This window comes from Streptomyces sp. T028, assembly GCF_048159505.1.
In the GTDB taxonomy this organism is placed as follows: domain Bacteria; phylum Actinomycetota; class Actinomycetes; order Streptomycetales; family Streptomycetaceae; genus Streptomyces.
The window spans coordinates 44,141-64,402 of sequence record NZ_JBLRVZ010000015.1 but is presented as its reverse complement, the minus strand read 5'-3'; the positions used below and the strand labels follow the sequence as shown (position 1 = coordinate 64,402).

Below are 20,262 nucleotides of genomic sequence, written 5' to 3'. Positions count from 1 at the left end.
TTTCGTCGGAGGGTGGGCAACGCGAAGGGCCCGACACGCGTCACGGGCCGGGGGTGTCCAGGGTACGACGGGGCGCTGCCGTTCGCCGGGGCCTGTGGACAACCAGGGTTTCTCAGGGTGCGGCCCTGACAGTCCCGCCAGTGGACTCCGCCCCCTGGACCCCCGGCCTATGCCCACCCACCACCCGACTCGGTCGGACAGAGAAGCGCCGACCCGCTTGCACACGAAGGCACCGAGAAGCCCCCGTGGCTTCTCGGTGCCTTGGTCGTGCCGCCGTCTAGTCCGTCGCGATCGCGTTCAGTACGTTCATGCGGCCGGCGCGGAACGCGGGGATCAGGGCCGCGAACAGGCCCACGAAGGCCGAGCCGATGAACACCCCGATGATCGTCGGCCAGGGGATGTCGAGGATGTTCAGGCCCTGGAGGGCGAGGAGTTGCTGGGCGGTCGCGCCCCAGCCCATGCCCAGGCCGAGGCCGAGGAGGGCGCCGAAGAGGGCGATGACCACCGACTCCATGCGGATCATGCGGCGCAGCTGGCGGCGGGAGAGGCCGATGGCCCGCATGAGGCCGATCTCCCTGGTGCGTTCCACCACCGAGAGGGCCAGCGTGTTGACCACGCCCAGGATCGCCACCACGATAGCCAGCGCCAGCAGGCCGTAGATCAGGTTCAGCAGCTGGCCGATCTGGTCCTTCAGGGCCTCCTTGTAGTCGGTCTGGTCGCGCACGGTGTACTGCGGGTAGTCATGCAGCGCCGACTTCAGCGCCGTGTACGCGGCATCCTGCTGCCCGTCCTCGGCGGTGGCGAAGACCAGCTGGTCCAGGGGCATCTTGGCGGCCGGCACGTACTTGGCGAGCGTGGCGATGGAGATGTACTTCGCGCCCCCGTCGATGACGACGTCGCTGCTGGTGATCGCCCGGACCGTCAGCTCGGCGGTGGCGCCGTCCCGGAAGGCGATCTTGATCTTCGAGCCGAGGCGGATGCCGTGGGCCTCGGCGAACTTCTCGTGGACGGACATCGAGTCGGGCAGGTAGGCGTCCGCGAGTTTCCCGGCGACCGTCTCGGTGCGCAGGTCGGTCGCGTACGTCGGGTCGGCCGCCGTGATGTCCGTGTCCTTGAGCGTCTTGCCGTCGGGGGTGGTGTAGTCGGCCTCGGTGGTCCTGTACTCGGTGACCCGGGCCAGCCCCGGCGTCGACTTCACCGCCTGCACGGCCTGCGCGGTGATCGGCTGGCCGCCGTCGCTCTGGATGATGAAGTCCGTGCCGACGGTTTTGTCGAGCTGGTCGGTCGCGGAGGCCACCATGGACGAGCCGACCACCGACAGGCAGGCGACCAGTGCGAGGCCGATCATCAGGGCGGCGCCGGTGGCGCCCGTACGGCGTGGGTTGCGCAGGGCGTTGCGTTCGGCCATGCGGCCGACCGGACCGAAGGTGCGCAGCAGGACCGCGCCGAGGACGCGGACCACGCCGCCCGCCAGCAGCGGGCCGATCACGACGAAGCCGATCAGGCTCAGCACGACGCCCAGGCCCAGCCAGAGGGACCCCTCCTTGGCCTTGTCGGCCGAGGCCGCCATGTACAGGCCGTAGCCACCCCCGCCCGTGAGGAGCAGGCCCAGCACGGCCCGTACGGCACCGGCCTTGGCGTCGGCCGGGGCGCCCGCGTCGCGCAGGGCGGCCATCGGGGAGACCTTGCCGGCGCGGCGGGCGGGGAGGTAGGCCGCCAGGACGGTGACGACGACGCCGAGGACCATGCCGATCACCGGTGTCGTCCAGGCCACCGTCAGATCGTCGGTGGACAGGTTCATGCCGGTCATGCCCATGAGCTTCATCAGGCCGACCGCGAGGCCGACGCCCGCGCCGACCCCGAGGACGGAGCCGGTCACGCCCAGGAGCAGCGCCTCGGCCAGGACCGAGCGGTTGACCTGCTTGCGGGACGAACCGATGGCCCGCATCAGACCGATCTCGCGGGTGCGCTGGGCGACCAGCATGGAGAAGGTGTTGATGATCAGGAAGATGCCGACGAGGAAGGCGATCCCGGCGAAGCCGAGCATCGCGTACTTCATCACGTTCAGGAAGCCGCCCACGTCCTGCTGGTTGGCGTCGGCCGTCTCCTTCGCCGTCTGCACCTGGTAGCCGCCGGCGCCGAGTTCCGCCGTCACGTTCTTCTTCAGCTGCTCGTCGCTCACCCCGGCCGCCGCCGTGACATTGACGTTCGTGTAGACGTTCGACTCGCCGACCAGGGCCTGCTGGGCCGTCTTCGTGTCCAGGTAGAAGATCGCCGCGCCGGGGTTGGTCACCTGGAAGGTGGCGATGCCGGAGATCCTCGCCTCGTGCGTGCCGACGGCGCTGATCACGCCGATCTCGTCGCCCAGCTTCAGATGGTGCTTGTCGGCGGTGTCCGCGTCCACCATGACCTGGCCGGAGCCCTTCGGCGCCGCACCGGAGGTGATCTTCATGGTGCGGGCCTCGTTGGCGTTCCAGCTGCCGACGATGGTCGGTGCGCCGCTGGACGGCGACAGGTTGTCCTTGTCCGCGTCGACGACGGTCACCGCACTGGAGAAGACTGACCCTTCGGCCGCCTTCACGCCCTGTACCTCGCGCACCTTGCCGAGCACGGAGGCCGGCATGACCGGCGGCTTGCCGTTCCCGGAGGTCGTCTCACCGGTGTCCGAGGCGCCCTTCGCGCTCACCGTGACGTCGGAGGAGGTGGCTGCGAACAGCTTGTCGAACGTCGTGTTCATGGTGTCGGTGAACACCAGCGTGCCGCAGACGAAGGCGACGGAGAGCAGGACCGCGACGGCCGAGAGGGCCATGCGCCCCTTGTGCGCGAAGAAGTTGCGCATCGAGGTCTTCATGACGGTCATGACGTACGCCCCCGCGCGTCGAAGTCCTTCATGCGGTCCAGGACGGAGTCCGCGGTCGGCTTGAACATCTCGTCGACGATCCGGCCGTCGGCGAGATACAGCACCCGGTCCGCGTACGAGGCCGCCACCGGGTCGTGCGTGACCATCACGATGCTCTGGCCCAGCTCGTCGACCGAGCGGCGCAGGAAGCCCAGCACCTCGGCGCCCGCGCGCGAGTCGAGGTTTCCGGTCGGCTCGTCACCGAAGATGATCTCGGGACGGGCCGCCAGGGCGCGCGCCACGGCGACGCGCTGCTGCTGGCCGCCGGAGAGCTGCGTGGGGCGGTGCTTGAGCCGGTCGGAGAGTCCCACCGTGTCGACCACGCGCGCCAGCCACTCCTTGTCCGGCTTGCGGCCCGCGATGTCCATGGGCAGCGTGATGTTCTCGATCGCGTTCAGCGTCGGCAGCAGGTTGAACGCCTGGAAGATGAACCCGATCCGGTCCCGGCGCAGTTGCGTGAGCTTCTTGTCCTTCAGCCCGGTGATCTCGGTCTCGTCCAGGTAGATCTGACCGCTCGTCACGGTGTCGAGACCGGCGAGGCAGTGCATCAGCGTGGACTTGCCCGACCCCGAGGGGCCCATGATCGCGGTGAACTGTCCCCGCGCGATGTCCACGTCGACGTGGTCGAGGGCGACGACCCGGGTCTCGCCGGACCCGTACGCCTTGACGACCTGCCGCGCCCGCGCGGCGACGGCCGTACGCCCTCCAGTGCCCCCGTGCCTGGGAATGGTCACAGCCGAAGTCACGGTAAGTCTCCTATGTCGGAAGTCAATGGACCGCACTCCGCCACGGCGGATGACCGGGAAGAGGTGCGAGCAGTACGGAAGTGCGGAACTGCGGAACTGCGGAACTGCGGAAGTGCGGAAGTGCGGAAGTGCTACGTCGAAGAGTCTGGCGGTGGGAGGGGGTCCGGCGCGCTGGTGCCGGGCCCCGTCCTGCCGGGGGGTTAACCCCACCCTCCGCCGCTGGGGCCGGCCGCCCCCAACGGCATAAAGCCAGGTTAAGGACGCGCCCGGGCCGGTCTCGTCCTCCGCCGGGACGAACCCTCCCCGAGACGTAGTACGGAGGTACCCCTAGGGGCCCTCCACCGCCGGGTGGAGCGGCTCTCGGGGTCGACTCCACCCTTCGGCCCCGCACCGCTCCACCCCCGGTGGCCTCAGGCTGCACCCTTCCGTCGCGTGAAGGTCAAGGCTCCCTTGGCGCCCGGGGCAAGTGGGAAGCTGTCCTCCGGCAGATAGATGCAAGGGGCACGGGAGACGGCAGGGGAGGACATCCGGTGGGGGACGCGAGACCGGCGACGCGTGAGGCCGCACCGCGGCGCACGGGCGCGCACAAGCGGGGCGCGGTGGTGGCCGCGCTGATGCTCTCCATGGCGCTGGCCGCCCTGGACTCCACCGTCGTCTCCACGGCCGTACCGCAGATCGTCGGCGACCTGGGCGGGTTCTCGGTCTTCTCCTGGCTGTTCTCGGGCTATCTGCTCGCGGTGACGGTCACCCTGCCCGTCTACGGCAAGCTCTCCGACACCTTCGGCCGCAAACCGGTGCTGGTGGTGGGCGCCGCACTGTTCCTGCTGGGCTCGCTGCTGTGCGCGCTCGCCTGGAACATGGCGGCGCTGATCGCGTTCCGGGTGGTGCAGGGTCTGGGCGGCGGGGCGCTGCAGGGCACGGTGCAGACGCTCGCCGCCGATCTGTACCCGCTGAAGGAGCGGCCGAGGATCCAGTCGAAGCTGTCCACGGTGTGGGCGGTGTCGGCGGTGGCGGGTCCGGGCCTCGGCGGAGTGCTCGCGGCGTACGCGGACTGGCGCTGGATCTTCCTGGTCAACCTGCCCATCGGCGCGGTGGCGTTGTGGCTGATCGTCCGTCATCTGCACGAGCCCCACAGGGAGTCGCGGCCGAAATCGCCGGCACGCGCGCGTGTGGACTGGGCGGGTGCGCTGGCCGTGTTCGCGTGCGGCGGAGTGCTGCTGACGGCGCTGGTGCAGGGCGGCGTGGCCTGGCCGTGGCTGTCGGCCCCGTCGCTCGGCCTGTTCGGTGCGGGGCTGGTGCTGGCCGGGCTCGTGGTGGTCGTGGAACGGCGGGCGGCGGAGCCGATCATCCCCGGGTGGGTGTGGCGGCGCCGCACGATCGCCGCGGTCAACCTGGCGCTGGGCGCGCTGGGTCTGCTGATGGTGGCGCCGTCGGTGTTCCTGCCGACGTACGCCCAGTCGGTGCTGGGCCTCGGGCCCGTGGCGGCCGGCTTCGTGCTCTCCGTGTGGACGCTGAGCTGGCCGGTGTCCGCCGCGCTGAGCCAGCACGTCTACCGGCGGATCGGCTTCCGGGACACCGCGCTGCTCGGCATCGGCGCCGCCGCGCTGATCCTGCTGGCGTTCCCGTTCCTGCCGTATCCCGGCGCGGCCTGGCAGCCGACACTGCTGATGCTGGTGCTCGGCGCGGCGCTCGGCCTCTTCCAGTTGCCGCTGATCGTGGGCGTGCAGTCGACGGTGGGCTGGTCGGAGCGGGGTACGACGACGGCGTCGGTGCTGTTCTGCCGGCAGACCGGGCAGACGATCGGCGCGTCGGTGTTCGGCGCGGTCGCCAACGGGGTGCTGGCCGCCCGGCTGGGCGGGGCGGGCGATCTGGACTCGGTCACCCGCGCGCTCGACGCCGGTACGGCACCCGAGTCGGTCCGGCGCGCTGTCGCGAGCGCCGTACACGCCGTGTACCTGGGCGCGTCGTGCGCCGCCGCGCTCGCCTTCCTGGTGCTGCTGTGCGTGGCGCCGCGCCGGTTCCCGGTGCTGGGGGAGCCGGGAGACCTGCCGTCGGCCAAGGAACCGGCGGAAGGGCAGTCGTAAAGGAAATGAACCGACGGAAGGGTGGATCCTCGCGGGGGCGGCGGTACGCAGGGGCAGCCGACGCAAGCAAGGGGATCCGACGCCCACCGGGCGCGGAGACACGCGAGCCCGGTGGGCAAGGCGAGCGAGACGGGCGAGGAAGGCAAGGCGGGCGAGGAAGGCAAGGCGGGCGAGGGACCCGACGAGACCCCGGCGGTCACTCCGCCGGGCGGCCCGTGAGCGCCCTCAGGCTCTCCTGGACCTGGTCCATGTGTCCCCGCACCTCTTCGCAGTGCTCATGGTGCTTGCGCACCACCCGCTCGGTCTCCTGGGCGATACGGTCCTCCTTCAGCCGCGCCTCGGCGAGGATCTGCGTGGCACGCGCGCGTGCCTCCTCCTCACGCCGGTTGATCATCTCCTGGGCCTCGGCGAACTCCCGTTGCGCCTCCGCCAGCGCCTCCTCGGCACGGGCCACCGCCCGCTCGTTGTTGGCGTCCTGTGCGGCGATCCGCTCGGCGGCCTCACGGTCCGCCGCCGCCCACTTCTCGGCGTGCTCGTGCTTCGGCTCCACGAGCAGGCCCGCGGTGCGATGCCGTACCTCGCGCAGCGCGTCGAGCTCCGCACCGCGGAACTCCTTCACCTTGCGGCGCGCGGTGACCCGGATGCCCTGCGCCTCGGCACGCGCCGAGAGCAGCCGCTTGTGGGCGTACTCCTTGGCCTCGGTGCGGGTCGTCTCCGCCTGCTCCTGCGCCGTCCGGCGCAGCGTGTCGGCGTGCTCCTCGGCCTGCGCGACCTCCTCCCGCGCCTCGTTCCGGGCACGCTCGACCATCCCCGCCGCCTCTTCCTGCGCGAGCTCCCACAGGCGCCGTGCGCGCTCCCCGAGCGTGTCGTACGTCTGCGGCCTGATCTCCGTGCAGGCCTCGCGCAGCCGCTTGGCCTCCACCACCATGTCCTTGGCGAGCACCGTGAGCCGGGTGACCCGCTCCCAGGCCGCGTCGCGTTCGGCGGAGAGCGCGGCGGTGAACGTGTCGACTTCTTTGGGCCGGTAGCCGCGCCCGAGAACGGTCACGAACCCAGGCGATGACACCCGTGCGCTGCTCATGCTGTAGCCCCTTCCACCAGACGGACGCGAAATGATGATTTCCAGCATATCTTGATGTATCGGACTTAAGTGTTCATAACGCGACACTCCGGGCACGCAAAAGGGTCGGGCCGGTCATACGACCGACCCGACCCTCGACACACCCGGTGTCAGCGGGACGCGCGCCTCACAACAGCCCGTCCCACATCTGCTCCAGCAGCACCGACCACCAGCTCTCCGGCGAACCCAGCGCCGCCGGATCCAACGAGGCCAACTGCGCCTGGAAGTCCACCGTCCAGCGCCCCGCCTGCTCCTGGTTCAGACCGAACCGCAGCCGCCACATCCGGCCCAGCAGAGCGAGACACCGCTGGAACTCCGGCAGCCCGGTGTTCACGAACTGCGGCGGCACCGACCCGCCACCCGGCCCCGCCTCCACCGGCACCGCGACGATGTTCGCCGTCCCGTACTGCACACAGATCGCCTTGCCGAAATCACTGCCCATGACAAGGTACGAACCCGCGTCCGGCGCCGCCTGCACACCCCGCTCCGCCGCCAGCTCCGCCAACGTCGGCACCGGCCGCCCCGGCTGAGCCTGCGCCCAGAAGAACGGCCCCATGTCCAACGGCAGACCCGCCACCACCAGCGTGTGCGCCACCACCGGCGGCACACCCTGCCGCGACACCGCGGCCTGCTCGAACCGGAACAGCCCCGGCCCGAACGCCGCACCCAACTCCTGCGCGATCGCCTCCGGCGGAATCGGCGAGGCCGGCTGCACCGGCGGCAACGCCGCCCGCACCGGCGCGGGCCGCGCGGGACCGTCGGCCACCTGGTGCAACTCACCCTGGTGCGCCAGCAACTGACGCATACCCTGCTGCCGGCTCGCGTGATCCGTACCGTACGGCGCGATGCTCGCCAGCCGCGCCTGCGGCCACTGCTCCCGGATCATCCGCGCACAGTACGCACCCGGCAGCTCGCACGACTCCAACTCGGTGTGCAGCTCCAGCACCTGGTCCGGGGGCACGTTCATCGCCCGCAGCTCATGGAAGATCTGCCACTCCGGGTGCGGCGTGCCCGGCGCCGAACGCCGGATCACCTGCTGCTCCGACCCGTCCTGCGCACGGTAGCGCAACACGGCCTGGTAGCCCGGCCCGACCGTCGGCTGCCCGGGCGGCTGCTGCGGATACCCGTACGCCGACGGCTGCCCCGCCCCGGGCACACCCGGAGGCACACCCGGAGGCATCCCCTGAGGGGCGCCCGGGGGCATCCCAGGGGCACCGGGGCCGCCGGGGGCCATTCCCGGAGCGCCCGGCGCAACCGGGGCGGGCGGCGGAGGCGCACCGGGGGCACCGACCGGCGGCCCCGCCAGCACGGTCTGCGCCTGGTGCGGGGCACCGGGAGCGCCGGGTGCGCCGGGCGCACCCGGGACGCCGGGCGCCTGCGGAGCGCCAGGGGCGCCCGGAGGCCGCGGCGCGCCCCCGGGGCCGCCGGAACCTCCCGGCCCCATCTGCGCAGGGTTGGCAAGCATCGTCGCGGCATGGTGAACATCACCGGGAGGAGCACCGCCCGGCGCGTTCGGCCCGGCAGGCGCGTTCGGCGCACCAGGAGCGCCCGGGACACCCGGCGCCTGCGGCGCACCCGGACCGGCCTGCCCGTCCGGCCCCAGGGCCGACACCAGCTGCGTGGGCACATAACCGCCCGCCGCGGCACCCGGCGTACCCGGCGCACCCGGACCGGGCGGCGGAGGAGGAGGCGGCGGCGTACCGCCCGGCCGGGCACCAGGCGCACCCGGCGCACCCGGCGGAGGAGGCGGCGTGGCCCCACCGCGGGCACGACGCGGAGGCGGCGCCGCCTTGCTGGTCGCGGCATCGGCGATGTCACCCGCGTTCGGCGCGAGCGGCCGCCCCGGCGCACCCCCGCCCGCGGCACCCGCCCCGTACGACGGCGCACCCGCCTGCGGCTGAGGATGCGCAGGCACGGCCCCCTGCCCGGCCCCGGGACCACCGGCACCCCCCGGCCCCTGCGGATACCCGTACGACGAACCACCCGGCCCCCGCGGCGGCGTGCCGCCCGGTGTGCCCGCGGCCCCCGGCCCGCCCTCCTCGACCACCCTGCCCGACTCGTCCATCGCCGGAGCGACCGCCGTCGGCGGGAGCTGGCTGCCGCCCTTCATCAGGGCCGTCTTGGCGTCCGGCAGCCCGGCGGGCGGCGGCACGGGTTCGTCGGAACCACTCAACGGCGGCGCGAAGACCGTCGCGGGCAGCGGTACGGAACGATCCTCACCGGCGAGGCCGTTCGTGTCCGTACCCGTCCACGGCGTGGCCCCCGGAGGCGTCGCCGCGACCGGACGCCCCGGCCCACCGGCCGACGGCCCCGTCGGCACCCCGGCCTGCGTCCGCGGCAGCCCACTCCCCGGCACCCCGGCCTGCGTCCGCGGCAGCGAGGGATCAGGCGTCGCGCCCCCACCCGCGCCTGCACCCGCGCCTGCACCCGCACCGGACCCGGACCCAGCCCGGGACCCGGACCCGGAATCAGCCCCCCGCCCCTCCCCGATCCCCAACTTGTCCGCCGCCTCCTGCAACCACTCCGGCGGCGACAACAAGAACGACGTCTGATTCAGATCCACCCGCGCCGCAGGCGCCGGCACCGCGTCCTGAGGCTCGTCCGCACGGCCGTACTCCTCCTCGTAACGGCGAATCACCTCACCCACCGGCAACGCCGGCCACAACGTGGCCTCCCCGCTGTCCCGGGCGATCACCAACCGATGCGCACCCCCGTCCGACCGAGGCCCCTCCACACGGTCCTCCGCCCACACCACGAACCCCAGCCCGAACTCCCGCACCCGCACCTCACGATGCTGATACGCCGGAACATCCCCGTTGACCCACTCCTCGGCGCGCTCCTGCGCCTGCGCGAACGTCACCATCGCTCAGCTCACTCCCCCGCACCGACGGACGCCACGGGCACCGCACGCGCGAACCCGCCGTCCACCATCAGATTCGCCACCGTCTCCAACTCCGGCGGATTACCGGCCAACCGCGACAAAAACACGTCGAAGTCGTCACCACACGGCAACAACAACCGCCCCGTACGCTCCGCCGGCGGCCACGAAGGATCCACGTCCCGAACATCGTCGTACGCGCAGAACCACACCGAACCGACCCGATCGCCCTTCACCTTCACCGCCAACAACCCACCCTGCACGAACCCGACACCCAAATAGTCCTTCGTCAGATGATCCCGCAGACACTTGTTCACATACACAAGATCATTGACCGCCGCCTCGTCCCGCACCGTGAAGAACGGCTGATCCACCAACAACCCCAACTCCGCGTCCAACGCCGCACCCACCGGCGCACACCCACCCGCCGCCTTCAAAAACGAGCGGTACGCCCCCGGCAACCGATACCCCAGATCCTCCTCAACCCCCTGCACCTGCCCCTCGGTCACCGCCACACCCGACTTCGGCAACCCCACATGCACCGGACGCGTCTCCTGCAACGGCCGCGTCCCCCGCTTCGACTGATCCACCGGCGCCGTCGCCAACCCACCGTGATGCCTGAGCAACGCCTTCACCTCGACCGGAACCAACTCCAGCCGCCGCGAACCCACCACGTGATGCCACGTCCAACCATGCGGAGTCGCCACATTCGGCACCGTGTCCCACAACTCATGCCCCGCCGCCGCCAACACCGCGTTCGCCGACACATAATCCGTCAACCGCAACTCATCGACCCCGAAACCCTCCGGAGGCTCCGCGATCTCCGCCGCCGCACGCGCGTACGGCGAAAAATCCGGATAACCACGCTCATCCACCCGCACCCCCCTCGGATGCCGCGTCGCCCGCACCGGATCCGGGAAGTGCACGACCTGCCCGGCATAGGCCGCATTGGGCGGCGCGGCTTGCTGCCCGAGCCGACTCGTCGTCATGGCGATTGCCCCCTGCGGCACTCTGGTACGACCCGCAACGACCGGCCCCACATCCGGACCCGACCCGTCACGCCCCGTATCGACTGTCTCCAACGGTTCTCCAACACGCGCCCACCGCGCGCATCACGGTGCCGACAGCCTATGCGGTACGACGACACGGGTCACCGGCCCTCCGCCCGACACCCCCACATCCGTGACCAGCCGTCACCCCGCCCTCACGCACCGCCCAAACCCGGGCGTGTCGCACCGCCCCAGCTTCCGCACCCGCCACGCCATTTGGCACCCTGTGACGTCCGAGGGCATGCTCGGGAGGGGATGACGATCATGAACGCAACGCAAACGGGGCAGCACAACCGGCCGCAACCGCCCACAACCGGCGACCCCCGCATCGGCTGGTCCAGCGCCGAAACCCCACACGCCCCCACTCTCCGTCACCGCCGCGACGGCATACTCCCCACCATCGCCGCCGCCCTCTCCGTCCGCGGCGCCACCCTCACCAGCACCGCCGCCCGCGGCGACCAACCCCCCGCCCTGCACCACCTCGTCCAGGACTTCCTCGACACCCTCAGCAGCGCCCAACGCGACCGCTTCACCGGCCGCTGCGCCGAAGCACTCCTCATCTCCCGCCACATCACCGCCGCCGACACCGCCCGCAGCAGACGCGCCGCCCGCAAACCCATGACCAACGGCGAAGCCCGCAAGGCACTCAAACAAGCCAAACTCACCGCCCGCCGCATCCGCGAAGACGGCGACCCCCTCCACGGCAGCTTCGCCACCCCCTGCCGCGCCTGCACCGCCCTCAGCGCCCACTTCGGCGTCCGCATCGTCAACCCCGAAGCAACCGACTGACCCACCCCGGCGAACAGCGACCAACAGCGCCGAACAGCGAAAAGCGACGCAGAACGACGACGAACGACGAACGAAGGCCGATGCACCCCGACCCCCGCACCTCCACCACCCGCTTCCCCGTCCCCGTCGACGCCACCCTCCGCACCGCCGGCTGGCAACCCGGACGCTGGGACATCAAACAAGCCGAAATCTGGGCCGACACCCTCCGCGACCACACCACCCCCGCCGGCCACCGCCACGCCGTCTTCCCCGCCGCCGTCGAAGCCTGGGCCGAATTCGGCGGCCTCACCCTCACCCCCACCGGACCCGGCCGCCAAGTCGCCCCCACCCCCCTCCACCTCGACCCCCTCCACGGCCTCCACATGGCCCGCACCCTCGCCGACCTCGGCCGCGCCCTCGACACCGACGTCAGCCCCCTCGGCACCGAAACCGACACCCACTCCCTCCTCGCCATCGACGCCGAAGGCCGCGTCTACGCCCTCGACCACACCGGCGACTGGTACCTCGGCCCCGACATCGACCAAGCCCTCGCCGCCCTCGTCTCCGGCATCGAACCCGTACGCCTCACCGCCGGCTGACCCTCACGGAGAGGGAATCACCGCCGACACCCGAAAACCCCCCGCCTCCGTCGGCCCCGACACAAACACCCCACCCAACGCCACCACCCGCTCCCTCATCCCCACCAACCCATTCCCCCCCGACGGCAACCCCGCAGACCCCGCCGACCCCACCTCCGACGGCGGCTCGTTCTCCACCTGCATCGCGATCTCCGCCACCCGATGCGCCAACCGCACATGCGTCTTCGCCCCCGCCGCATGCTTGTGCACATTCGTCAACGCCTCCTGCACCACCCGATACGCCGTCTGCTCCACCTCCGCCGCATACACCCGCACCTCCCCCTCCACCGACAGATCCACCACCATCCCCGCAGCCGCCGACTGCCCCACCAACTCCTCCAACTCCTCCAGACACGGCCCCTCACCCGACTGCTCCACCACCGCCCGCGAAGCCGCCGCCGCAGCCGCCACCCCCACCGCCGCCAACGGCACCCCAGCCGACCTCTCCCGCTCACCCCCACTCCGCAACACCCCGAGCATCTCCCGCAACTCCGTCAACGCCTGCCGCCCCATGTCACCCACCAGCGCCGCATTCCGTACGGCCTTCTCCGGATCCTTCCGCGCCACCGCCTGCAGCGCCGCAGCATGGACGACCATCAGACTCACCCGATGCGCGACCACGTCATGCATCTCCCGCGCGATCCGCGTCCGCTCCTCGCCCCGCGCCCACTCCGCCCGCTCCTCGGCCCGCTCCGCCAGCAGCTGCAACTCCCGCTCAAGACTGTCCGCCCGCTCCCGCAGGCTCTCCATCAGCCGACGCCGCTGACCGACATACAAACCCAGCAGCACAGGCGGCGCCGTCAGCCCCAGCGACATCACCACCGCGGCGAACGGAATGAACCAGTCCCCGATCGTCAGCCGCCCCGAATCCATACTCTGCCGCACCTGCACGAACGTCACGATCAACGTCCCCACCAGCTGCATCCCGGCGAGTGAGGCGATGATCCGCCGGGGCAGCTCGGACGCGGCGAGTGTGTACAGCCCGACGAGGCCCATCAAGAACCCCATCTGGGCCGGCGTGATCGCGATGGCGACCAGCACGACAGCGATCGGCCACTGCCGCCGCACCACCAGCACGGACCCCGCGAGCAACCCGAAGACAACCCCCGCCGCCTCCGGGATCCCGGCATCCCGCGCGAACGAAACCCCCTCCACCGCGCACTCCACGGCCGACGCGACGGCCAGACTCCAGTCGAACGCGGCACTGCGCCACCTGGACCACCACAGCGGCCCCCTCAGGTCCGCCGTGGTCTCTTCCCCCGTCGTGGTCATGCCTCCAGCCTACGGGCGCAGCCCCCACCCTTTCCGTCGACTTTCACCGACCGAAACCGTCCCGATTCCCTCGAACAGGTGAACCCGCCCTGTTCGACCCCGGAACCCACCATTCCGCCCGGACGGTATGTGCATGGCACATTCCACTGGCAAGTACGCGGACTTCGAGAGACTCCGGGAACAGGCGATCGCCTTGCGGCGGGCGGGACTCAGCCTTCGGCAGATCCGCGACGAGCTGAAGATCTACAACAACGACATCCTCAACCGGCTGGTGAAGGGCGAGCCCCCGCCGGAGTGGACGAAGCGCCCGCGAGCAAAGGACGACCTGAGGGCGAAGGCACGGGAGCTCCGGCTGCAAGGCTGGACGTACGACCAGATCGAGGTCGAACTGGGCTGTTCCCGGAGCTCAGTGTCGCTGTGGGTACGGGATCTACCGAGGCCGGAACGGCGCGCCCCGGCGGAGCAGGCGCGGCTGGCGAACCGCATGAGGTGGGAGCACGAACTCGCGGTGCGCGACGAGAAGCGACAGCAGACCAAGGCAACCGCGATGGCGCAGATCGGCGAGATGTCAGACCGTGAACTCTTCATGGCCGGCGTCGCCCTGTACTGGGCGGAAGGCACCAAGGACAAGACGTACGCCCGCCGCGAGACTGTCATCTTCGTCAACAGCGACCCGGGCGTGATCCAGCTCTACCTGGCCTGGCTCAACCTGCTCGGTGTGGAGCCGGAGCGCCTTGCCTACCGCGTGATGATCCACATCACTGCGGACGTAGAGGGCGCCAACCGCTACTGGGCGGACCTCGTCGGCGTCGACGTCTCGGCTTTCCAGAGGACGACAATCAAGAAGCACAACCCCAAGACCGTCCGCAAGAACGTGGGCGAGAATTACCGAGGCTGCCTGGTGATCCGGGTGTCGCAGGCAGCCGAGCTGTACCGCCAGATCGAGGGGTGGTGGAAGGGCATGGTGGTGGCAGCCAATCAGCGAACCCCGTAGGCTGACCCCCGGCAATCCCGGGTTGCTCTGTCGGTAGGGGCGACTGGACTTTGAATCCAGGTAAGACGCAGGTTCGACTCCTGCCCCGGGAGCAATAGGTTCGGGTCCTGATCCAGCAAGGTCAGGGCCCACTCTCATGTCCCCCAGGAAACGCCCCGGTATCCTTCGAATGTCCCCACCTCTCTCCACAGCCGAAGGGCACATCCGTGAGCGCCATTCGCCCGGCAGCCGTCGTCGTTCTCGCAGCGGGTGAGGGCACCCGTATGAAGTCGGCCACACCCAAGGTCCTCCACGAGCTCTGCGGTCGCAGTCTCGTCGGGCATGTGCTGGCCGCCGCTCGTGAGTTGGACCCCGAGAACCTGGTCGTCGTCGTCGGGCACGCGCGCGAGAAGGTCACCGCCCACCTGGCCGAGGTCGACGCCGCCGTACGCACCGCCGTCCAGGAGGAGCAGAACGGCACCGGGCACGCCGTCCGTATCGCCCTGGAGCAGCTCGGCGGGGGCATCGACGGGACCGTCGTGGTCGTCTGCGGTGACACCCCTCTCCTGACCGGTGCCACGCTTTCCGCGCTGGCCGCGACCCATCACGGCGACGGCAATGCGGTGACCGTGCTGACCGCCGAGGTGCCGGACGCGACCGGGTACGGGCGGATCGTGCGGGACGAAGCCACCGGTGCGGTCACCGCGATCGTGGAGCACAAGGACGCTTCCGAGGCCCAGCGGGCGATCCGTGAGATCAATTCCGGGGTGTTCGCGTTCGACGGGGCGCTGCTGGCTGACGCGCTCAAGAAGGTCCGTACAGACAACAGCCAGGGTGAGGAGTACCTCACCGACGTTCTCGGGATTCTTCGGGAGGCCGGGCATCGGGTGGGGGCGTCGGTGGCTGCCGATCACCGTGAGATCGCCGGTATCAACAACCGGGTGCAGTTGAGTGAGGCGCGTCGGATTCTCAATGACAGGCTGTTGACGGCCGCGATGTTGTCGGGTGTGACGGTGATCGATCCGGCGACGACGTGGGTCGACGTGACCGTCACTTTCGAGCAGGACGTCACGGTCCACCCGGGTACGCAGTTGCATGGCGCGACGCACCTGGGTGAGGGCGCGGAGGTGGGTCCGAACTGCCGGCTGACGGACACGGTCGTCGGTGCGGGTGCTCGTGTCGACAACGCGGTGTCCTACTCGTCGCACATTGGTGCGAACGCGAGTGTGGGGCCGTACGCGTATCTGCGGCCGGGGACGCGTCTGGGTGTGAAGGGCAAGATCGGGACGTACGTGGAGACGAAGAACGCGTCGATCGGTGAGGGGACGAAGGTTCCGCATCTGTCGTATGTCGGTGACGCGACGATCGGTGAGTACACGAACATCGGTGCGGCGAGTGTCTTCGTGAACTACGACGGGGAGAGCAAGCATCACACGACCGTCGGTTCGCACTGTAAGACGGGCTCGGACAACATGTTTGTGGCTCCTGTCACGGTCGGGGACGGTGCGTACACCGCTGCCGGGTCCGTGATCACGAAGGATGTGCCGCCCGGTTCGCTGGCTGTGGCCCGTGGTCAGCAGCGGAATATCGAGGGTTGGGTGGCTCGTAAGCGTCCGGGTAGTGCGGCGGCGCAGGCGGCTGAGGCGGCCTCTCGTCGGGTTGAGGGCGAGGACTGACCGGAAACGGGTGCGTCAAACACGGCGTACCGTGATAAGTGCGAACCCGCACCCCCCTGAGATACCTCTGAGGAGACAGTGCTGTGACCGGGATCAAGACGACCGGCGAGAAGAAGTTGATGTTCTTCTCCGGCCGCGCCCACCCCGAGCTTGCCGAGGAGGTCGCCCACGAGCTGGGTGTCGGGGTTGTCCCGACGAAGGCCTTCGACTTCGCCAATGGCGAGATCTATGTTCGTTACCAGGAGTCGGCGCGTGGTGCGGACTGCTTCCTGATTCAGAGCCACACGGCTCCGATCAACAAGTGGATCATGGAGCAGTTGATCATGATCGACGCGTTGAAGCGTGCGTCGGCTCGTTCGATCACGGTGATCGTGCCGTTCTACGGGTATGCGCGGCAGGACAAGAAGCACCGTGGTCGTGAGCCGATCTCGGCGCGGCTGATCGCGGATCTGATGAAGACGGCGGGTGCGGACCGGATCCTGACCGTGGATCTGCACACGGACCAGATCCAGGGCTTCTTCGACGGTCCGGTGGACCACCTGTTCGCGTTGCCGCTGCTGGCGGACTACGTGGGCGGCAAGGTGGACAAGTCGAAGCTGACGGTGGTGTCGCCGGACGCCGGCCGGGTGCGGGTGGCGGACCGTTGGTGTGACCGGCTGGGTGCGCCGCTGGCGATCGTGCACAAGCGGCGTGACAAGGACGTGGCGAACCAGGTGACGGTCCACGAGGTCGTGGGCGAGGTCAAGGGCCGGGTCTGTGTGCTGGTCGACGACATGATCGACACGGGTGGCACGATCTGTGCCGCGGCCGACGCGTTGTTCGCGCACGGTGCGGAGGATGTCATCGTGACGGCGACGCACGGTGTGCTGTCGGGTCCGGCGGCGGACCGGCTGAAGAACTCGAAGGTCAGTGAGTTCGTGTTCACGAACACGCTGCCGACGCCGGGTGAGCTGGAGCTGGACAAGATCACGGTGCTGTCGATCGCTCACACGATCGCGAGTGCGGTGCGTGAGGTGTTCGAGGACGGGTCGGTGACGAGCCTGTTCGACGAGCAGTAGGGCGAATGGTTCGTCCTCTGATCGTTTCTGCATGATCGATTTTTCTGCGGCCTCTCCCGCCGAGTAGACTTCTCCAGTTGCTCGGCGAGGGAGGCCGCATCCTTGGATGCGACGCTCCGTTATCGACGCGCTCTTCGTAGCAGGCCGTTCGTGGCCGGGTGACCGTGTCTGTCCCCTTTTTTCTACGAGGAGTGATCATGTCCGAGGTCAAGATCTCCGCCCAGACCCGTACCGAGTTCGGTAAGGGTGCCGCCCGTCGTATTCGTCGTGACAGCAAGGTCCCCGGTGTCCTGTACGGTCACGGTTCGGACCCGCTGCACCTGACGCTTCCGGGCCACGACCTGCTGCTGGCGCTGCGTACGCCGAACGTCCTGATCTCGCTGGACATCGACGGCAAGTCCAACGAGCTGGCGATCCCGAAGGCCGTGCAGCGTGACGCGATCAAGGGCTTCCTGGAGCACGTGGACCTGCTGCTGGTCAAGCGTGGCGAGAAGGTCACGGTCGAGATCCCGGTGCACGCCGAGGGTGAGCTGGCCGCGGGTGGCAACCTGCTGGAGCACGTTCTGAACGCGCTGCCGGTCGAGGCCGAGGCCACCCACATCCCCGAGGGTGTCACGGTGTCCGTCGAGGGTCTGGAGGCCGGTGCGTCCGTCCTCGCGAAGGACATCACGCTGCCGAACGGTGTCACGCTGGCCGTGGACGGCGACGCGGTCGTTCTGCAGGTGCTGGCCGCGCAGGCCGAGGAGGCGGCGGAGGGCGAGGCCGCGGAGGGCGAAGAGGTCGCCGAGGCCTGAGCCTGAGCTGTCGCTGGGCCCTGCTTTCCAGGCGCCCGGTGCTGCAGGCTGTGCCCACCCGTTCCGCCCTGCGGAACGATTGCCCACAGCAGTAACGGCAGGAGCGGCCGCTGTTCCCTCGCGGGAGCAGCGGCTGCTGCATAAGGAGATGTGGACGTGACGACCCCCGCCAATGAGCCCTGGTTGATCGTCGGGCTTGGGAATCCTGGGCCGGAGTATGCCGGTAACCGCCATAATGTCGGTTTCATGGTGGCCGATTTGCTGGCTGAGCGGATCGGGGGGAGGTTCAAGCGGGCGGGGAAGGCGCAGGCGCAGGTCGTGGAGGGGCGGATCGGGCCGGCGGGGCCGGGGAGTCGGCGGGTGGTGTTGGCGAAGCCGATGTCGTTCATGAATCTGTCGGGCGGGCCGGTGAACGCGTTGCGGGATTTCTACAAGGTGCCGGTGGCGAACATCGTGGCTGTGCATGACGAGTTGGACATCGACTACGGGGTGCTGCGGCTGAAGCTCGGCGGTGGGGACAACGGGCACAACGGTCTGAAGTCGATGACGAAGGCGATGGGTGCGGAGTATCACCGGGTGCGGTTCGGGATCGGGCGGCCGCCGGGTCGTATGCAGGTGGCGGACTTCGTGTTGAAGGATTTCTCGTCCGCGGAGCGCAAGGAGTTGGACTGGTTCGTGGACCGGGCTGCGGATGCTGTCGAGTGTCTGGTGATCGAGGGGTTGGAGCGGGCGCAGAGTACGTACAACTCGTGACGTGTCGCCCAGGGAGGTTGACTGGTTGCTGGGGGTTGGCCAATGATCCCGGCCATGCCTGCCACAGCAGCTTCGTCCCATCGTCGTAAGAGTCGTACAAGCAATAAGGGTGGTTCTCCCAAGGCTCGTCAGGCCTCTGCCGCCGCTCTGCGTTTCGGGCGGCTCGGGGCGATGGGGGTGGTCGCGGTGCTGATCCTGTTCGCGGGGGTGTGGGGTTCGTGGGGTACGGCGCAGCAGGTGATGCTGACGAAGGGGCGGGAGCGCGGCACGATCGAGGTGTCGCGGTGTGGTGAGCAGACGTGTTGGGGGCCGTATACGCCGTTGTCGGCGGGGTCGACGGCGCGGTCGCGGGTGGTGATCGAGAGGTCGGTGGCGGTGCGGAAGGGGCGGACGTACACGGTTGTGGTGAAGCCGGGTGGTGATGAGGTGGTGCGGTCGGGTCCGGCGGGGGTGTTGTATGCGTGGGTGCCGTTGGGGGGTGCGTTGTTGCTCGCGTCGGTGGTGGTTGCGGGTGGGTTGGGGCGGGCGCGGTTGGGGTGGGTGTTGGCGGGGTGTGGGGTGACGTTGTGGACGGCAGTGTTTTTGGCCATATAGGCCTTGTAAATAGGGGAGTTTGGGCTGATTTTCCCTGTGTCGTGGCCAAGAACCGGCCAAGTGTTGCCTGTTCGTGATTGACCGGGTATCGGGACCGGGAGAGGCTGGGCCACCCCCCACATCTTCCCTTTCGTCACTCGAAGATGGATCGTCCCATGCGCCCCATGCGTACCCTTTCTCGCGTCGGTGTCCTTGCCGCCGCCTCCTCGGCCGCACTGCTGCTGGCTCCGGTCGCTCACGCTGCGGACGGTGACACGTCTACGGTGCAGTTGCGGCAGGAGCTTCCGCGTACGGCCGGCACTGACGACGGGGGCGCGCCCGCGGAGTCGCACGAGGAGTGCCCGGGCATTCCCGAGGACCAGGATGGCTGGCACTTCGTGCTGCCGGGCAATGACGCCGAGTTCGTCAAGCTGACGGTGACGTTCGAGCCGGGTGGTGAGCAGGTCGTCTCGGACTTCAGCGGGTTCCCGGGCGCGGCGGGCAAGCACGCCTATGTGGCGTCCGCGCCGGGTGCGAAGCTGACGGCGGCCGTGGCGGAGATCGAGGGCAGTGTGCCGCAGGATCTGTTCAACTTGTCGCACACGTGCCCGGTGACCGACACGAACGAGCCGTCGGGCAGCCCGTCGGGCTCGCCGTCGGGCAGCACGTCGAGTTCGCCCTCGGGCAGTGCGTCGGGCTCGCCGTCGGGTGACACCTCGAGCTCGCCCAGCGCTTCGGCGTCCGAGAGCACGTCCCCGACGCCTTCCGAGTCCTCCTCAACCGCCGCGCCGACCAGCGCCCCCTCCGAGCAGGGCGGCAGCGGTGATCTGGCGGAGACCGGCAGCAACGCCCCGGTGGTCGCGCTGTCGGTTGTCGCGGCGGCGCTGGTGGGCGCGGGCGGCTATCTGGTGATCCGCCGCCGCAAGGGCGCGCACCAGGGCTGACGGACTGGACGAGGGTGCCCCCGAGGTCGTACGGCCT

General features: G+C 69.8%; 16 protein-coding genes and 1 tRNA gene. 11 read left to right on the top strand and 6 right to left on the bottom strand.

Going from position 1 to position 20,262, the window contains the following annotated elements; genetic code table 11:
• Positions 1–277: 277 nt before the first annotated feature.
• Together ACLZN2_RS16170 and ACLZN2_RS16165 are read right to left on the bottom strand one after the other, a co-directional pair.
• Positions 278–2,860, bottom strand: a complete 2,583-nt coding sequence (locus ACLZN2_RS16170; RefSeq protein ID WP_416979154.1) for an ABC transporter permease — start codon at positions 2,858–2,860, stop codon at positions 278–280.
• Entirely contained in the window at positions 2,857–3,645 is a 789-nt protein-coding gene (locus ACLZN2_RS16165) for an ABC transporter ATP-binding protein (RefSeq protein WP_416979153.1), read from the bottom strand. The genes ACLZN2_RS16170 and ACLZN2_RS16165 overlap by 4 nt, the downstream gene beginning before the upstream one ends.
• Before the next feature lie 530 nt (positions 3,646–4,175).
• Between ACLZN2_RS16165 and ACLZN2_RS16160 the strand changes: the two genes are divergently transcribed.
• Complete coding sequence (locus ACLZN2_RS16160) at positions 4,176–5,729, top strand: MFS transporter (protein WP_416979152.1); 1,554 nt, start codon at positions 4,176–4,178, stop codon at positions 5,727–5,729.
• A 196-nt stretch (positions 5,730–5,925) separates the two neighbouring features.
• Here ACLZN2_RS16160 and ACLZN2_RS16155 read toward each other — a convergent pair whose 3' ends face one another.
• The 3 genes from ACLZN2_RS16155 to ACLZN2_RS16145 all read right to left on the bottom strand — a co-directional run bounded on the left by ACLZN2_RS16155 (position 5,926) and on the right by ACLZN2_RS16145 (position 10,716).
• Positions 5,926–6,777 (bottom strand): cellulose-binding protein, encoded by an 852-nt coding sequence (locus ACLZN2_RS16155; RefSeq protein WP_416979151.1) that lies wholly within the window; start codon positions 6,775–6,777, stop codon positions 5,926–5,928.
• Positions 6,778–6,976: 199 nt separating this feature from the next.
• Entirely contained in the window at positions 6,977–9,712 is a 2,736-nt protein-coding gene (locus tag ACLZN2_RS16150) for an SUKH-4 family immunity protein (RefSeq protein WP_416979150.1), read from the bottom strand.
• 8 nt (positions 9,713–9,720) lie between these two features.
• The gene (locus ACLZN2_RS16145; protein ID WP_416979149.1) at positions 9,721–10,716 is read right to left on the bottom strand and encodes an SMI1/KNR4 family protein; all 996 of its coding nucleotides are present in this window, start codon (positions 10,714–10,716) and stop codon (positions 9,721–9,723) included.
• 315 nt (positions 10,717–11,031) lie between these two features.
• On the opposite strand from ACLZN2_RS16145, the gene ACLZN2_RS16140 reads away from it, so the two are divergent.
• Positions 11,032–11,565: a YwqJ-related putative deaminase gene (locus ACLZN2_RS16140; protein ID WP_416979148.1), complete on the top strand. Its 534-nt coding sequence runs from the start codon at positions 11,032–11,034 to the stop codon at positions 11,563–11,565.
• Positions 11,566–11,645: 80 nt separating this feature from the next.
• Positions 11,646–12,143, top strand: coding sequence for an SUKH-3 domain-containing protein (locus tag ACLZN2_RS16135; RefSeq protein ID WP_416979147.1), 498 nt, complete (start codon positions 11,646–11,648; stop codon positions 12,141–12,143).
• A gap of 3 nt (positions 12,144–12,146) precedes the next feature.
• Here ACLZN2_RS16135 and ACLZN2_RS16130 read toward each other — a convergent pair whose 3' ends face one another.
• Positions 12,147–13,454: a sensor histidine kinase gene (locus tag ACLZN2_RS16130; protein ID WP_416979146.1), complete on the bottom strand. Its 1,308-nt coding sequence runs from the start codon at positions 13,452–13,454 to the stop codon at positions 12,147–12,149.
• 133 nt (positions 13,455–13,587) lie between these two features.
• On the opposite strand from ACLZN2_RS16130, the gene ACLZN2_RS16125 reads away from it, so the two are divergent.
• From ACLZN2_RS16125 to ACLZN2_RS16090, 8 genes are all read left to right on the top strand, one after another.
• Positions 13,588–14,448, top strand: coding sequence for a hypothetical protein (locus ACLZN2_RS16125; protein ID WP_416979145.1), 861 nt, complete (start codon positions 13,588–13,590; stop codon positions 14,446–14,448).
• 15 nt (positions 14,449–14,463) lie between these two features.
• Positions 14,464–14,540: transfer RNA gene (locus ACLZN2_RS16120), tRNA-Gln, on the top strand.
• A gap of 114 nt (positions 14,541–14,654) precedes the next feature.
• Positions 14,655–16,103, top strand: a complete 1,449-nt coding sequence (gene glmU, locus ACLZN2_RS16115) for a bifunctional UDP-N-acetylglucosamine diphosphorylase/glucosamine-1-phosphate N-acetyltransferase GlmU (RefSeq protein WP_416979144.1) — start codon at positions 14,655–14,657, stop codon at positions 16,101–16,103.
• Positions 16,104–16,186: 83 nt separating this feature from the next.
• Positions 16,187–17,161 carry a ribose-phosphate diphosphokinase gene (locus ACLZN2_RS16110; protein ID WP_416979143.1) on the top strand — a complete coding sequence of 325 codons (975 nt, stop codon included), beginning with the start codon at positions 16,187–16,189 and terminating at the stop codon, positions 17,159–17,161.
• A 197-nt stretch (positions 17,162–17,358) separates the two neighbouring features.
• Positions 17,359–17,955 carry a 50S ribosomal protein L25/general stress protein Ctc gene (locus tag ACLZN2_RS16105; protein WP_416979142.1) on the top strand — a complete coding sequence of 199 codons (597 nt, stop codon included), beginning with the start codon at positions 17,359–17,361 and terminating at the stop codon, positions 17,953–17,955.
• A gap of 150 nt (positions 17,956–18,105) precedes the next feature.
• Positions 18,106–18,708 (top strand): aminoacyl-tRNA hydrolase, encoded by a 603-nt coding sequence (gene pth / locus ACLZN2_RS16100; protein ID WP_416979141.1) that lies wholly within the window; start codon positions 18,106–18,108, stop codon positions 18,706–18,708.
• A 42-nt stretch (positions 18,709–18,750) separates the two neighbouring features.
• Positions 18,751–19,302, top strand: a complete 552-nt coding sequence (locus ACLZN2_RS16095) for a hypothetical protein (protein ID WP_416979140.1) — start codon at positions 18,751–18,753, stop codon at positions 19,300–19,302.
• Positions 19,303–19,466: 164 nt separating this feature from the next.
• Positions 19,467–20,225 (top strand): LPXTG cell wall anchor domain-containing protein, encoded by a 759-nt coding sequence (locus ACLZN2_RS16090; protein ID WP_416979139.1) that lies wholly within the window; start codon positions 19,467–19,469, stop codon positions 20,223–20,225.
• Positions 20,226–20,262: the final 37 nt, after the last annotated feature.

Bases quoted from the DNA above. Each gene is read 5' to 3' on its own strand.
- ACLZN2_RS16130 (WP_416979146.1), bottom strand. From the start codon at position 13,454: ATGACCACGACGGGGGAAGAGACCACGGCGGACCTGAGGGGGCCGCTG.
- ACLZN2_RS16135 (WP_416979147.1), top strand. From the start codon at position 11,646: ATGCACCCCGACCCCCGCACCTCCACCACCCGCTTCCCCGTCCCCGTC.
- ACLZN2_RS16105 (WP_416979142.1), top strand. From the start codon at position 17,359: ATGTCCGAGGTCAAGATCTCCGCCCAGACCCGTACCGAGTTCGGTAAG.
- ACLZN2_RS16150 (WP_416979150.1), bottom strand. From the start codon at position 9,712: ATGGTGACGTTCGCGCAGGCGCAGGAGCGCGCCGAGGAGTGGGTCAAC.
- ACLZN2_RS16090 (WP_416979139.1), top strand. From the start codon at position 19,467: ATGCGTACCCTTTCTCGCGTCGGTGTCCTTGCCGCCGCCTCCTCGGCC.
- ACLZN2_RS16125 (WP_416979145.1), top strand. From the start codon at position 13,588: ATGGCACATTCCACTGGCAAGTACGCGGACTTCGAGAGACTCCGGGAA.
- ACLZN2_RS16170 (WP_416979154.1), bottom strand. From the start codon at position 2,860: ATGACCGTCATGAAGACCTCGATGCGCAACTTCTTCGCGCACAAGGGG.
- ACLZN2_RS16095 (WP_416979140.1), top strand. From the start codon at position 18,751: ATGATCCCGGCCATGCCTGCCACAGCAGCTTCGTCCCATCGTCGTAAG.
- ACLZN2_RS16140 (WP_416979148.1), top strand. From the start codon at position 11,032: ATGACGATCATGAACGCAACGCAAACGGGGCAGCACAACCGGCCGCAA.
- ACLZN2_RS16145 (WP_416979149.1), bottom strand. From the start codon at position 10,716: ATGACGACGAGTCGGCTCGGGCAGCAAGCCGCGCCGCCCAATGCGGCC.